The following is a 14,406-nucleotide window of genomic DNA, read 5'->3' on the forward strand; positions in this document are numbered from 1 at the left end:
CAGGGCAACCAACCTTACAGGCCCCGGGACACGATCAACAGGGGAGCCCAGGCTTTATTCGAAAAGTCGGCGAGCGCAGGCACTTTTCGGACAAGCCTCAGATGAGTCGATCCCACAGCCCATCCTGATATTCCTTGGCACTGGCCTCGAAGCTGTCCGGGTAGACATTGCGGAAGCGGTGCTCGTCCAGCGGGATCAGTCGTGCCATCTCGTCGATCATCGCCGCCGGGTCCTGCTGCAGGTCGTCGCCGGCAAACTGCTGCTGCACAGAGCGAATCGGTTTTTCAGGGGTGAAGCAGGCGTCGGGGTCGTACCACTGGTCCAGGGTGTTGTACATGCGGTCGTTGAAGCCGGTGCGGAAGGGGCCGGGGTTGATGGTGGCCACCTTGACGCCCAGCGGGGCGAGCTCTTCGTAGAGCAGTTGCGCCATGCCTTCGAGGGCGTGCTTCGAGGCGACGTAGGGACCGAGGTAGGGGAAGGTGGTGAAACCAGCGATGGAGGAGGTCAGTACGATCTTGCCCCTGCCTCGCTCGACGAACTCGCGGGCGTAGGGCTGCACGAATTCCAGGGTCGAGAAGACGTTGGTCTCGAACACTCGGCGTACCCGGTCCACCGGGATCTCGGCCAGCGGGCCGGTCTCGCCGATGGCGGCGTTGGCCACCACGATATCGACCTGGTGTCCGTAGCTAGAAAACACCGCGTCGCGGTCGCGCTTGTCGGTGATATCGAGCTTTTCGACGGTGAGCGTCAGTTCCTGCTGCCGGGCCTTTTCCTTGAGCGAGGTGACCTGGGGCCAGATCTCCGTGGTGGCGATGACCTTGTGTCCCGCCCTGGCCAGGGCCAGTGCCGTACCCTCGCCGAGTCCGCTGCCGGCGCCGGTGATCAGAATGGTCTTCATCATCGTGCTCCTGTCTGGGAAAAGGAACGGTCGCGGCACGCCTGGGCATAGCGCCTGACAAGGCCTCTGGGCGCTTGCCTCTGGGTGCTTGCCTCTGGGCGTTTGACAATCCGGGACCCTAACGTGCCGCGACGGCGCTGCTCAACCATCGCGCCAGCATCGCGTCGGCACCCTGGCCCGTATCCTGGCCAGCATCGTGATCAGGGCGGCCGACCGTCGCCACCGCGAGTCCCAGCGTGCTGCCGAGGTCATGTCACGATGATGACGCTTCGGTGTCGGGGACCGTCGATCGACGATCCTTGTGCACTGCCCTTGCCTGCGAGTGTGGCCTGCGGTCCTGTCGACCCAGCGGGACCATCATCGGACGGCCGCTGACGGGGTCTGCGAAGACGTGGCTGTCCAGTCCGAATACCTCCCTGACCATGGTGGTGGTCATCACCTCACTGGCTGGGCCGCTTGAGTAGACCTTGCCGGCGGCCATGGCGATCAACTCATCGGCATAGCGCGCGGCAAGGTTGAGCTCATGCAGCACCATGACGATGGTGGTGCCGCGCTGGCGGTTGAGGTCCTCGAGCAGATCGAGCACCTCGACCTGGTGATGGATATCGAGATAGGTGGTGGGTTCGTCGAGCAGCAGCACCTCGGTGCGCTGGGCCAGGGCCATGGCGATCCATACCCGCTGGCGCTGGCCGCCCGACAGTTCCTCCAGCACACGCTCGGCGAGGCCGGTGGTGTCGGTGGCTTCCAGCGCCTCGCTGACGGCGTCATCGTCGTCGCGGCTCCAGCGTTGAAACATGCCCTGGTGAGGGTGGCGGCCACGGCTGACCAGCTCCAGCACGGTGATGCCTTCAGGGGCGAGTGGCGCCTGGGGCAGCAGTCCCAGGCGCTGGGCCAGGCGCCGGGCGGGCAGCCGGTGCAGGTCGTGGCCGTCGAGCAATACCTGGCCGCGCTGCGGCGCCAGCAGGCGTGACAGCGAACGCAGCAGGGTCGACTTGCCGCAGGCGTTGGCGCCGACGATGGCGGTGATACCCGCTGGCTTGACCTCCAGATCGATGTTGTCGAGGACCGCACGGTCACGGTAGCCGGCGGTCAGGCCTCGGGCACTGAGTCGGGTAGGCGTCATCAGGTGGATCCTCGGGCGTTGTCGCGCATGACGAGGGTAATCAGGTAGGGGGCGCCGATCACGCCGGTGACCACCCCCACGGGATAGCGGGCCGGCAGCAGATGCTGGCCGATAAAGTCACCCAGCAGCACGAACAGGGCGCCGACCATGGCAGCGGGGATCAGCACCGAGCCATTGTGACGGATCAACCAGGCGGCGACCGGGCCGCTGAGGAAGGCGACGAAAGCGATCGGCCCGGTCACCGCGGTGGCAAAGGCGACCAGCCCCACCGCCGCGACCACGATGCCCAGGCGGGTGAGCGACAGCCTGACACCGAGCCCCCGGGCCATGTCATCGCCCAGGCGCATCGCCTCCAGGTCCCTGGCGAAGTGAAGTAGCGGCAGGCCAAGCACGACCAGCGCCAGCAGCAGGGGCAGGCTCTGATCCAGGTGCACGCTGTTGAGGCTGCCGGTCATCCAGCGCATGGCCTCCTGCAGTGGCCAGGCCGGGGCCTGGGTCAGCAGGTAGGCGATGGCGCTCTGGAGCATGGCGGCGAGGCCGATGCCGGTCAGAATCAGGCGGGTATCGGCGACGCCGCGGCGCCACGACAGGGCATAGATCAGCAGCGCGACGCCAAGACCGCCGACGATGGCCACCAGTGCCACCGGAGCGCCACGCAGCGACAGCATGACGATGGCGAAGACCGCCGCTGCGCTGGCGCCGGCGCTGATACCGATCACGTCGGGACTGGCCAGCGGATTGCGCAGCATGGTCTGGAAGGCGGCGCCGCCGAGGCCGAAGCAGGCCCCGGCCAGTACGGCGATCAGCGCCCGGGGCAGCCTCAGCTCCATCAGGGTGAAGGAGGCGCCGGGCACCTGCTCGCCGGACAGCACCGCGATCACCGTGGCAGGGTCGATCCATGACTGGCCCAGCATCAGGGTGAGGCAGACCCCGGCAAGCAGCGCACACAGCAGCAGCGCAATGATCCGCCGGCGCTGGCGTTGGCGTTGCCGTCGCAGTTGCCTGACGGTCGACGGTGTGGACCTTGCTTGAGAGGACGTCGCTCGGGGGGACATGGCTTGAGAGGACATCGCTCGGCAGGACATGGCTTGAGTGTCAGTCGCTCGCGGGGAGGTGGTCGGTGTCGTCGTCACAGTGACCTCAGCGTATGGCGGCGGACGATCCAGATGAAGACCGGACCGCCGAGCAGGGCAGTGACGATACCGACGTCGAGTTCGGCCGGACGGACCAGCACCCGGCCCAGGGTGTCGGCCAGTATGACCAGCAGGGCGCCACCGAGGGCACACAGCGGCAGCAGGCGTCGGTAGTCGGCACCGACCAGCAGGCGCAGCGCGTGGGGCACGACCAGGCCGACGAATCCGATGGGACCACAGGCCGCGGTGGTCGCCCCGCACAGCAGGATGGCCCCCACCGCGGCCAGTGCTCGGGCCAGGGCCACGCGCTCGCCGAGGCCGGTCGCCGCCTCATCGCCCAGCGCCATCAGGTTGAGCTTGCGCGCCGCCAGCAGCGACGCGGCAAGGCCCAGGGCCAGGAAGGGCAGCACTGGGATGATGCGATCGAGGGTAGCGCCGCCGACGCCGCCGATCAGCCAGGAATGGATCAGCCCGGCGATGTCGGCGCGGGGCAGAATCACCGCGGAGGTCAGCGAGGTCAGGGCGGCGGTCACCACCGCTCCGCTCAGCGCCAGCCTGAGAGGGGTGGCGCCGCCTCGTCCGAGGTTGGCCACCAGATAGACCAGCAGTGCACTGGCGCCGGCGCCGGCGATGGCCACCCAGATGTAACCAGAGGCCTGCTGCATATCGAACCAGGCGATGCCGATGACGACTGCCAGCGCGGCGCCGGCGTTGACCCCGAGCAGGCCTGGATCGGCCAGAGGATTGCGGGTCAGGCCTTGCATGGTCGCCCCGGCCACGGCCAGCGCGGCCCCTGCCAGCAACGCCAGCAGGGTGCGGGGCAGACGGCTGGCGATCGCCGCTTCGTCGATGGAGTCGATACGCCCATCCAGCAGACCCATGAGCGCGGTCAGATCCGTCGGCCTGGCGCCGATGACCACCGACATCATGACGCTGGCGGCCAGCGCCGCCAGCAGCAGATAGACGCCGGTCGGGCGCGAATGGCGTGGCCTGCCAGGCGCCAGCGGCCTTGCCTTCATATCCTTCCCTTCCTGCTCATTTGTGCGTATCCATCCCGTCCAGACGCTCCATTCAGGGTTGCTGACGCTTGATTCAGGGTTGCTGACGCTTGCGAGCGGCTTCGGCCAGTCGTTCGACGTAGTCGTCGAGTACCCAGGGGATCGACAGCGGCGTCGGGTTGGCCGCGGTTCCGGTGGGATTGTTGCCGAGCAGCACCAGCGAGCCCTGTTCCACCGCGGGCAGGCGCGAGGTCAGCATATGCTCGTTGAGTCGCTCCACCAGCGGCTCGCCACCATAGGTGATGATGATGTCGACATCGGCGATCTCGTCGATACGCTCGGCGCTGATGGAGCCGGCGAAACGGCCGTCAACGGAGCTGTCGGTGACGAACTGGGGCGAGGTCAGGCCGATCTCGTGCAAGAAGCGCACCCGGGCGTCGTTGTCGTTGTAGAAGTTGATCTGACTGAGGTCGGTGGGCTTGATATGGCTGATCAGCATGGCGCTCTTGCCGGCGAGTTCCGGGTGCTCGGTGATCTGCTGCTCCACCTGGGCCTCCAGGCGTGCGATCAAGGCCTCGCCTTCCTCGGCCATGCCCATGCCGGCGCTGTTGAGCCGGATCATGTCACGCCAGCCCGACGACCAGGGCGCTTCGGGGTAGGCCACCACCGGGGCGATCTTGCTAAGGGTGTCGTAGTCGGAGCGGCTGAGGGCGGAATAGGCCGCCAGGATAACGTCGGGCTGGCTCGCGGCCACCGCCTCGAAGTCGATGCCATCGCCTTCGTCGAACAGGTTGGGAGGGCCGGCGTCGAGCTCGTCAAGGCGCTGCTCCACCCAGGGCCAGAGGCCATCGCCATCGTCATCGCCGAAGGTGGTGGCGGGAAACCCCACCGGCACCACTCCGAGCGCCAGCGGCACCTCGTGGTTGGCCCAGGCCACCGTGGCGACCCGTTCGGGCTTTTCCTCGATCACGGTGACGCCGAGCGCGTGCTCGATTTCGATCGGATAGCCATCGTCGCCAGCGGCGAGGACAGGCTGGACGGCGGCGAGTAACACAAGGCCGAGCGGCCAGCGTGGGTGGATCAGGGGCATGGGATCTTCCTTGTAGAGGCGATGACCGGCTCTCGCAGGAGAGCCGGTTTGACAGTGGTGTCGCGAGTGCCAGTCGGGCGCACAGCGCCCGACGCGGATGTCGAGGTTTCGGCGTTCCAGGGCACTAGAAGTCGTAGGTCAGGCTCAGCAGCGCGCTGCGCGGCTCGCCATAGATACCCTGGCTATAGAAGCCGAGCTGCGAGTAGTACTCCTCGTCGAACAGGTTGGTGACGTTGAGCTGGGCGCTCATGCTGTCGTTGATGCGATAGCGGGCCATGGCATCGGCGACAAAGACGTCACCCTGACCGATCTTCTCGGTGCCGTTGGGGGTGTCGTTGTCGCGGTAGGTGTCACCCTGCCAGCGCGCACCGCCGCCGAGGGTCAGGTTCGACCAGCGGCCAGGCAGCTGCCAGCTGGCGAACAGCTTGGCCTGCTGGCGGGCATAGCTGGTGTTGAGCTGCTCACCGTCGGCGTCCTCGGCGTCCACCAGGGCGTAGCTGGCGGACAGGTTGACGCCGTCGGCCACCTCGCCTGCGATCTCGAGCTCAAAGCCTTCGACCTCGGCGCCGTCGGTGGTGGTGTAGGCCTGGTCGGTGGTGCCCGCCACGAAGACCCCGGGGATTTCCACCGCCAGATTGTCCTGCTGGCTGTGGAACACCGCGAAGGACACGTCGGCACGGTCGTCGAACAGCTCGGCCTTGAGACCGGCCTCGTAGTTGATGCCTTCCAGCGGATCCAGCAGGGCGCCGCTGGGCGAGCGCTCGCTCTGGGTGTTGAAGATCTCGGTGTAGCTGGCGTAGGCGCTGAGGTCGTCGGTGATGTCGACGATCAGACCCGCGTAGGGGGTGAACTCGTTGTCGTATTCGTACTCACGCTCGCCGCGATAGTCCTGGTCGATCTTCCAGTCGGTCATGCGCGCGCCGACGATAAAGTGCACCGGGTCTGCCAGCGAGAAGCGGGATACCGCGTAGTAGCCCTGCTGTTCGGTCACGGTGTCATCGGTCAGGCCCCACTCGTCCCAGACCGGTTCTGCCAGGGCCGGGTCGTTGCGGTCGCTGAAGCTGCCCAGCGCCGGCACGTCGCCGGCCGGGCCGCGACTGTTGATCTGGTAGTCCTCGTGCAGGTCCATGTAGCCGAAGCCGAGCTGATGCTCGCGGCCGAACAGGGTGAAGGGACCTTCGGCGCTGACATGCAGATTCTTCTGGGTGCGATCGCCGCGATAGTCGACCAGGTAGGATTCGGTGGCGTAGCTGGGCGTGTAGTAGAGCACACCGGTCTCGCGATCCGGATAGCCGCCGCGGTAGTTGTAGGTCAGGCCATAGTTGGCGTCGCCGTAGCTGTAGGCGGCGCGGGCGGACCAGCCATTGTCGAAGTGGTGGGTCAGGTCGACGAAGGCGCGGGTGTTCTCGGTGAAGAAGTTGGCCCAGTCGGTGTTGTTGGCGGTGGAGCGGTCGAAGTCGGTACGGCCACCGTCCAGGTAGTACTGCGGCACGCCAATGTAGGCGCCGTCCTGGTCGTAGTGCTGGTACTCGATGCCCACACTGAGCTCGGTGTTGTCGGTCAGCTCGGCGGCGATCACCCCGTAAAGGGTCTCGCGGTCGTTCTCGACGCCGTCCATGAAGCTGTCCGAGCTGTCCTTGGCCGCCACGAAGCGCACGCCGACGCGCCCTTCGCTGTCCAGCGGAGTGCTGACATCGACCACGCCGCGCCCCCGGTCCCAGCGGCCCACCGCGGCAGTCACGCTACCTGCCGCCTCGTCCAGCGGCTTCTTGCGCACAAAGTTGACGGTGGCGGAAGGATCGCCGACCCCGGTCATCAGGCCGGTGGCGCCGCGCACGACCTCGACCCGGTCGTAGATGGCGGTGTCCCACTCGGCGTCGCCGAACGGCCAGAACGCGCTGGTATTGCTCTGCAGGCCATCGAACTGGAAGTTGCGAATGGTGTAGCCGCGGGACTGGAAGCTGGTGCGAGTGCCGTCCAGACGGATCGCCGAGACGCCGGGCAGCCGTTCCACCGCCTCGGTGGTGCTGGTGATGGCCTCGTCGTCCATCTGCTGGCGGGTCAGGAAGCTGACCGACTGTGGCGTCTGGCGCGGCGTCAGCGTCAGGCCGTTGGCGCTGGTGCTGGAGGCCACCTGGTAGCTCTCGGTCGATTCGGTGGTGGCACGCAGATCGTCACCGACCACGGTCATGCTGGCGAGTTGCTCGGCGTCCTGGGCCAGCACCGGGGTCGACAGGGCGGCACCGGAGGCCAGGGCAATGGCGATAGCCAGGCGGCCAGGAACGAGGTGGCCAGGAACGAGACGGCTTGGAACAAGGCAGGTGAGGGGAGCGGAATGGTACGGCACGAAAGGGGTTCCCTGTTTATGTTTTAAGAATGCAAATTATTCACGTTTCTATTGGCGGGTGTTTATGAGCGCTGCCAAGTTGTCTATGCGAGATGCCACAAATGCACAAAACGGCAGAACTTTTTGGCGAAGTGGCACCATTGGCCTGGTGCTGGGGCCGAGCAAGCGGAGAAGGTCAGGAACCAAGAGCAGGCCAGGCAAGAAGCAGAGAGGCAGAGAGGCAGGCAAGCAGCTGATGGCTAACGACCAGGCGCGGCGACGACCAGGCAAGACGACGATCTGGCAGAAGGCGGCCGGCGGTAGAAGACGCCGCTGGAGGTGGGAAGGGACATTGGCGGTGATGCGAGGCCCGCCAGCGCAAGGCGCTGGCGGGGAAAGACGACGGTAGGCGTGTTCTGGCGGGCGCGTTCGGCAGGGGCCTGTCAGCTGCGCCCGGGTTCGGCGGCGCTCGCCGGGCCTTCCTCCAGGGAGGACTCCTCGTCCGCGTCCATGAGTTCCAGGTCGAGCTGCACCGGATCGTCGGCCGCTTCCTCGACCCAGGTCGCCCCCAGGGAGGCGGTGCCGGCGGGGACCGCGACATAGTGGCCGTGGGTGTCCGACGGCTGGTTCGGATAGCGCCACAGGCAGTAGCCGCCGAAGACCACGATAAGCGCGTGGATCAGCGCCAGGTCCCACAGAAAGCCGGCAGAGCCCAGCAGGTCCATCAACAGCCCCGTGCTTAGCGGGCCGAGGATGGCGCCGATGCCGAGCGCCAGCACCAGACTGCTGCTGGCGGACACCGTCTGCTGCGGTGTCAGGACGTCATTGGCGCAGGCGAGAAACAGCGAATAGAGCGTCAGGGTGGTGCCGCCCAGCAGCACGCCGAGCAGCGTCAGCGCATGGCTTGCGCCCTGGTCGAACAGCAGCCCGGCCAGCGAGAAGGCGGTGGCCAGGGCGGCGACGATGAGGATCACCCACTGGCGATCGGTCTTGTCGGAGAGCTTGCCCAGGGGCCATTGAAACAGCGCCCCACCGAGGATGAACGCCCCCATGAAGGCGGCGATCTGGTGGGTTTCCAGCCCATGGTTGGCGGCAAACACCGCGCCCATGCCAAACACAGTACCGTTGGCGATCCCGGTCAGCAGGCAGCCGAGGGTGCCCAGCGGCGACAGTCGATACAGGCGCAGCAGGTTCATCGCCTCGGGCTGGCTGGTGTCCGGCTGCGGGGTGTAGCTCAACAGGATCGGCACCAGCGCCAGCGACATCAGTATCGAGACGATCAAGAACAGCAGGATGCCGCTGGGGTCCGCCACGTTCAGCAGCAACTGGCCGCCGCCCATGCCGAGATAGCTGATGACCATGTAGAACGCCAGCAGACGCCCGCGCAGGTGGTTGCTGGCGTGGCCGTTGAGCCAGCTTTCGGTCACCACGTAGAGCCCGGCGTAGGCGAAGCCGGTCATTAACCGCATCGCCGCCCACACCCAGGGGTCGATGAACATGACGTGGACCAGGATGGCGATGGAGGTGATCGAGGCCAGGGCGGCGAACACCCGGATATGGCCGACGTCGCGAAGCTTGCGTGGGGTCAGGGTGGAGCCGGCCAGAAAGCCGACGAAGTAGGCCGACATCACTAGACCGGTGACCGTGTTGCCGAAGGATTCCTCGGCGGCGCGCACCCCGAGCAGGCTGCCCTGCAGGCCATTGCCGAGCATCAGCAGGCCTACGCCGAGCAGCAGCGCCCAGAGGCTCCAGGCCGCCGACAGGGTGGAAGTGGGAGTCGATGTGGTCACGGCGGCCTCGCTTGTCCGGGGGAGGGGGCGACGGAAGTCTGTTGTCGGATGGGGTACCGCGGCGCCAGTCCATCGCCGCCGCTAATCGTCAGTGTGTCCGGCGTACCGCTGATCGGCAAGGGGCGCCATGTTGTTGCCGGCAAGGCATCGTTTGACGCTCTGCCACGAACGCCCGAACTCATCTTGGCCGTCCAGCACGCTGACCCGACGACGACTCCATAGCATCGTAGTTGGTCGAACTCGCGGCCGTAACCGACGCGTACCAGGTCCAAGCGGGTATTCTGTCGCGTGCGAGAAATCGTTCTGGGAGCATCGAATTCAACGCTATCGTTCGCTTGATTTTTTCTGGTGTATCCGTCTATTGCCGAAGCAGATTCAGGGGGGGCGTTACTGGGTTTAATGCAGGAAAGGTTACGCCGCGAGCCGCGGGAATTTCGCTATCTTGACGTCTGGTCGAAAATGGGTAAATTATCCTTCGTCCGTCAGGTTGGACATTTTCTGCACAGCACAGTAGGGTATGTGCGCCGCAGCGATGGTTTTATCCCGTTTTTTACAGGCCTCACGTCGCTCTGGACGCCGAGCCCTTATCCTGGCTCGCGATCCGATGCCAAGCTGGCGTTATACCGCCAGGAGAAGTGCCATCGCTGGATGGATATGGCACCTTCCCGACTGGATTACCCCGGGGCCAATGGCCCGGCGGGGACCTGTTTGTCTTGTCTAATGCTGTTCCTGCGTTGTCGCTGGAGAGGACCGAGATGTCGCCCCACTACACCGACCAGGGCCGCTGCATGCCGCGCCGCCCGCCTCCCTGACCCACCAGTGGTCTGCTGGCGTCTTCGATACGCCCCGCCGGTTGTCGCAATATCGGCCCGCCTGCCCCTGCTGCAATGGCTGGCCATGTGCTGCGGCGCGTCCCGACGCCTTTCTGTACCGAAAAAGCGGCAGTAATCCGTTTTATTTCGGCCCTTGAGACTTCGATGATCCCGAGGAAGTTTCGTCCTTTTCGTGGGCGGTATTCCTTTGGCGTTGTCGTGCTCGTCTAGTGAGTTTTTCGCGGTGAAGTGCCGGCATGCGTTCGCATGAACCGTCGCTCGCCTGTGTTCCACCAACAAGAGAATTGCCCTTGAATAGCGCCTCCCTCCACCAGTTTTCGACCCTGACGGTCATCCTGTTGATGATCGCTTTTTATGGCGGCACCTACCTGCTGACCCTGAGCATCCGCAAGAAGAAGGAAGACGCCGACGCCTTCATGGTCTCGAACCACCGGGTCGGCTTCGGCATTGGTGCCGCCAGCATGACGGCCACCTGGATCTGGGCCGCTTCTTTCTACGCCGCTGCCACCTCCGGCTATACCTATGGTGTGTCCGGCCCGATCCACTACGGGCTGTGGGGCGCGCTGATGATCCTGTTCATCTATCCGTTCGGCCGCCGCTTCCGGCGGCTGGCGCCCAACGCCCACACCCTGGGCGAGCTGATCCACGCGCGCCATGGCTCCTCCAGCCAGCTGATCCTGGCGCTATCGAACCTGCTGGGCAGCATCATCAGCCTGATGGTCAACTTCACTGCCGCCGGGGCGCTGGTATCGGTGCTTTCGCCGCTGTCGTTCCAGGCCGGCGTCATCATCGCCGGTGTCGGGGTGCTGCTGTACACGCTGTGGTCGGGCTTCCGCGCCTCGGTGTTGACGGACTTCGCCCAACTGGTGGCGCTGATGGCGATCGCCGTGGTGATCATCCCGGCGGTGTTCTTCGCCATGGGCGGGCCCACTGAACTGGTGGCCGGGCTCGACAGCCTCACCGCCGAGCAGGCCAACTTCTTCTCGATGGACGCCATCCTCAATCAGGGCGCACCCTTCTTCGTTGCGGTACTGGCCTATGCCATCGGTAACCAGACCATCTCCCAGCGTCTGTTCGCGGTGAACGAGGACCACATCAAGCCGACCTTCCTCACCGCCACCGTGGGCTACGGTGCCATCGTCATCGGCCTTGGCATGATCGGCCTGATGGCGCTGACCCTGGGGGTCGAGCCGCTCAACGGTGACATGAACAACCTGATCCCACAGATGGTGTCCAGCTACCTGCCGCCGGTGTTCATCGCTGCCTTCTTTATTCTGGTGATCGGCTCCCTGTCCTCGACCGCCGATTCCGACCTGTCGGCGCTGTCGGCGATCATGATGGCCGACGTCTACGGCAAGAACATCGCTCGAGGCAAGGCCGACCCCCGCCGCATGCTGCTGGTAGGGCGCATCACCATGATCGTGGCCACCGCCATCGGTATCGTCTTCGCCAGCTTCTCGCTGGATATCCTGGTGATGCTGGTCTTCGTCGGGGCACTGTGGGGGGCCATCGTTTTCCCGGTGATCGCCAGCTGCTTCTGGAGCCGGGTCACCAACGCGGCCTTCACCACCTCGGTGCTGGTGGCCATGGTGACCTTCTGCGTGGCGCGTTTTGAATGGCTGCCGATGACCGGTGTGGCCGGTCTTGGCTTCGAGTTCCTGGCCAGCATCGGTGGCGGCATCATCATCGCGCTGATGGTGTTCGGCTTCCTCGGTCGCGTGGCCGGTGCCGTCGCCGGGCTCGCTGCCTTTGTCGCCATGCTGGTGTTCGCCACTGGTTTCCTCAGGGAGTACACGGTGCTGCTGGCGTCGCTGACCGCCTACGGCACCAGCACCCTGGTGTGCGTGGTGATGAGCCTCGCCAGCCGCGAGCGGTTCGACTTCGACACCATCGCCGAGCGGGTCGGCAACTATGATGCCGCCGAGGCCGTGACGGTAGCCGACGAGCGCCCGTCCAAGCCCGCCCCGGCAGGACTTGCGACCCAGCGCTGAACCCTTGTTTGACGGGCGCCGCAGGCTGGTGGCGCCCACCGACGGAGATTCCCCATGACCCTGCTTTTTGGCTTTTACGTATTGATCTGGCCTGCGCTCACCCTGGGCGTGCTGCTGCTGATCTGCCGCGCCGTTGCCCGCGATCGTCGTGAGGCGAAAAAGGGCCACCGCACCCTGGTGTGAGACGCAACTCGCACTGACCCGTTGCGATACCTGCCCTCGATGCGAGGGACAGGCCGCAACCAAAGAAGCCGCCCCAAGGGGCGGCTTCTTTCGTCATGGCAGGCGGCAGGGCAGGGAGGTCGCGTCAGCGCCGCGCCAGGTAGCCCAGGTTGCCCGAAATGTTGCGACCGGCCTCGACCAGAATGCGCTTGTACTCCGAGGTCTTGTCTTGGTGGTAGCGGATGCTCGGGATCGACATGCTCAGGGCGGCGATGGCGCGCCCGGTGTGATCGAAGATCGGGGTGGCGAAGCAGCAGACGCCTTCATCCATCTCTTCGAGATCCTCGGACAGCTCGCTCTCGGCGATCTCGGCCAGCTCTTCGCGCAGTGCCGCTTCGGTGGTCACGGTGTTCTGGGTGCGTGGTTCGAACTTGACGTTCGCGAGCAGGGCGTCGAGCTGTGCTGGGGGCAGGTGGGCCAGCAGGGCCTTGCCGATGGAATTGGTGTAGGCCGGGCTACGGTCGCCGATGCGGGTGTGCATGCACAGGTTGAAGTGAGAGTTGTACTTGTGCACGTAGATCACTTCGGCGGTGGAGGTGTCCAGGGTGCCCAGGTGCACGGCTTCGCGGGTCAGCTCGGACAGTGCCGCCATGTCGGGATCGGCCATCTTGATCAGGTCGGCCTTGCCGAGCGCCGAACTGCCAAGCGCAAAGACCTTCATCGTCAGCCGGTATTTCTCGCTTTCCGGATTCTGGGCGACGTAGCCCAGGTTCTTGAGCGTCTGCACAAAGCGATAGGCGGTGCTCTTTGACATCACGGCGCGTTGGGACAGCACCGCCAGGCTGGATTCTCCGCCCTCATCCAGAGCCTCCAGGATCGCCATGACCTTGAGTACCGCTGTGACGTTGTCGACCTTCGCTTCAGTAGCCATAGGGCCAAGATTCCAGAAATTGTGAAATAGGGTTTTATCTCTTGGTTTCGAGTTATACGTCTTTTGTCGTATGTCTGCAATCTCCTACAACGGGAACCCGCGCAAAATCTACAAATTCGTTTTTCGAATAAGCTTATAGTCAAATAGTATCTGAAATAGCGTTTTAAAAAATATGCATCGTTGCTAGCGTTGCTGAAACGCTATCCAAATATTTACAAATCGAGCTTCTGGCGACTGCCGCTAAATGCTTATTTACAGACGATCTTGGCGGGTTTGGCGATTTTTGCACGACACTTGATGACAAATATTGGCAATGGCGGCCGACCGTCCTCCCATGACAACCCATGAGGCAAGTCCATGTTTGACGATCTGAAAGGCAAGAAGATTCTGGTAACCGGCTCGACCGCTGGCATCGGACTGGAAGCCGCCAAGTCGCTGGCCAGCGCCGGCGCCAGGGTGGCGATCCATGGCAGCCGCTCTGCCGATACCGCCCAGGCGGTGCTGGAGCAGTTCGAGGCAGGCGCCGATGTGGCCTATTTTCAGGCCGATGTGCGCTCAAGCGATGCGTGCAAGTCGCTGGTCGAGTCTGCAGCGGAGCACCTCGGAGGCATCGATGTACTGATCAACAATGCCGGTGGCCTCGGGGGACGCAACGGACTCGAGAGCATCGACGATGCCTTCTTCGATCAGGTGCTGGATCTCAATATTCGCTCGGTGGTGATGGTGACCAAGTACGCCATTCCCTACCTGCGCCGGTCCGCCGAGCAGAGCGGGGAAACCAGCAGCGTGATCAGCACCGGCTCCATCGCCGCGCGTGAAGGCGGCGGTCCAGGAGCATCGCTGTACGGTGGCAGCAAGGCCATGGTCCACAACCTGCATCGCAACTGGGTCAAGGAGTTCACCAAGGACAACATCCGCTTCAACACGGTGGCGCCCGGGACCATCGATACCGCCTTCCACGAGGACAAGGACCAGGGCACGCGGGACAAGATCAGCAGCACCATCGCCATGGGGCGCTTCGGCTCCTCGGCGGAGCTGGCCCCGGCCTATGTCTTCCTGGCCTCCCACACGGCGAGCGGCTACGTCACCGGTCAGGTGCTCGACGTCAATGGCGGCCAGATGTGCCCCTGA

Annotated in this window: 11 protein-coding genes; 3 read left to right on the forward strand and 8 right to left on the reverse strand. The window is 64.8% G+C overall.

Annotation, left to right across the window (positions count from 1 at the left end; translation table 11 throughout):
- Positions 1 to 97: 97 nt before the first annotated feature.
- From C9F12_RS19015 to C9F12_RS19045, 7 genes are all read right to left on the reverse strand, one after another.
- Complete coding sequence (locus C9F12_RS19015) at positions 98 to 898, reverse strand: SDR family oxidoreductase (RefSeq protein ID WP_108449871.1); 801 nt, start codon at positions 896 to 898, stop codon at positions 98 to 100.
- 253 nt (positions 899 to 1,151) lie between these two features.
- Positions 1,152 to 2,021: an ABC transporter ATP-binding protein gene (locus C9F12_RS19020; protein ID WP_108449872.1), complete on the reverse strand. Its 870-nt coding sequence runs from the start codon at positions 2,019 to 2,021 to the stop codon at positions 1,152 to 1,154.
- Positions 2,021 to 3,076: an iron ABC transporter permease gene (locus C9F12_RS19025; protein ID WP_162816530.1), complete on the reverse strand. Its 1,056-nt coding sequence runs from the start codon at positions 3,074 to 3,076 to the stop codon at positions 2,021 to 2,023. The genes C9F12_RS19020 and C9F12_RS19025 overlap by 1 nt, the downstream gene beginning before the upstream one ends.
- A gap of 74 nt (positions 3,077 to 3,150) precedes the next feature.
- On the reverse strand, positions 3,151 to 4,173 hold the full coding sequence (locus tag C9F12_RS19030; protein WP_108449874.1) for an iron ABC transporter permease: 1,023 nt from the start codon (positions 4,171 to 4,173) through the stop codon (positions 3,151 to 3,153).
- 73 nt (positions 4,174 to 4,246) lie between these two features.
- A complete protein-coding gene (locus tag C9F12_RS19035; protein ID WP_045990933.1) occupies positions 4,247 to 5,242 on the reverse strand; it encodes an iron-siderophore ABC transporter substrate-binding protein in 996 nt (331 codons plus the stop codon).
- A gap of 124 nt (positions 5,243 to 5,366) precedes the next feature.
- Positions 5,367 to 7,589, reverse strand: coding sequence for a TonB-dependent siderophore receptor (locus C9F12_RS19040; RefSeq protein ID WP_108449875.1), 2,223 nt, complete (start codon positions 7,587 to 7,589; stop codon positions 5,367 to 5,369).
- 422 nt (positions 7,590 to 8,011) lie between these two features.
- A complete protein-coding gene (locus tag C9F12_RS19045) occupies positions 8,012 to 9,358 on the reverse strand; it encodes an MFS transporter (RefSeq protein ID WP_240184299.1) in 1,347 nt (448 codons plus the stop codon).
- A gap of 1,123 nt (positions 9,359 to 10,481) precedes the next feature.
- Here C9F12_RS19045 and C9F12_RS19050 point away from each other — a divergent pair.
- Positions 10,482 to 12,182, forward strand: a complete 1,701-nt coding sequence (locus tag C9F12_RS19050; RefSeq protein WP_108449876.1) for a sodium:solute symporter family protein — start codon at positions 10,482 to 10,484, stop codon at positions 12,180 to 12,182.
- A gap of 54 nt (positions 12,183 to 12,236) precedes the next feature.
- Positions 12,237 to 12,365 (forward strand): putative transporter small subunit, encoded by a 129-nt coding sequence (locus tag C9F12_RS22975; protein WP_213228344.1) that lies wholly within the window; start codon positions 12,237 to 12,239, stop codon positions 12,363 to 12,365.
- 124 nt (positions 12,366 to 12,489) lie between these two features.
- Here C9F12_RS22975 and kdgR read toward each other — a convergent pair whose 3' ends face one another.
- On the reverse strand, positions 12,490 to 13,275 hold the full coding sequence (kdgR, locus tag C9F12_RS19055; protein WP_108449877.1) for a DNA-binding transcriptional regulator KdgR: 786 nt from the start codon (positions 13,273 to 13,275) through the stop codon (positions 12,490 to 12,492).
- 357 nt (positions 13,276 to 13,632) lie between these two features.
- Between kdgR and C9F12_RS19060 the strand changes: the two genes are divergently transcribed.
- On the forward strand, positions 13,633 to 14,406 hold the full coding sequence (locus C9F12_RS19060) for an SDR family oxidoreductase (RefSeq protein WP_108449878.1): 774 nt from the start codon (positions 13,633 to 13,635) through the stop codon (positions 14,404 to 14,406).

This window comes from Halomonas sp. BN3-1 (assembly GCF_003056325.1).
Classification (GTDB): domain Bacteria; phylum Pseudomonadota; class Gammaproteobacteria; order Pseudomonadales; family Halomonadaceae; genus Halomonas; species Halomonas litopenaei.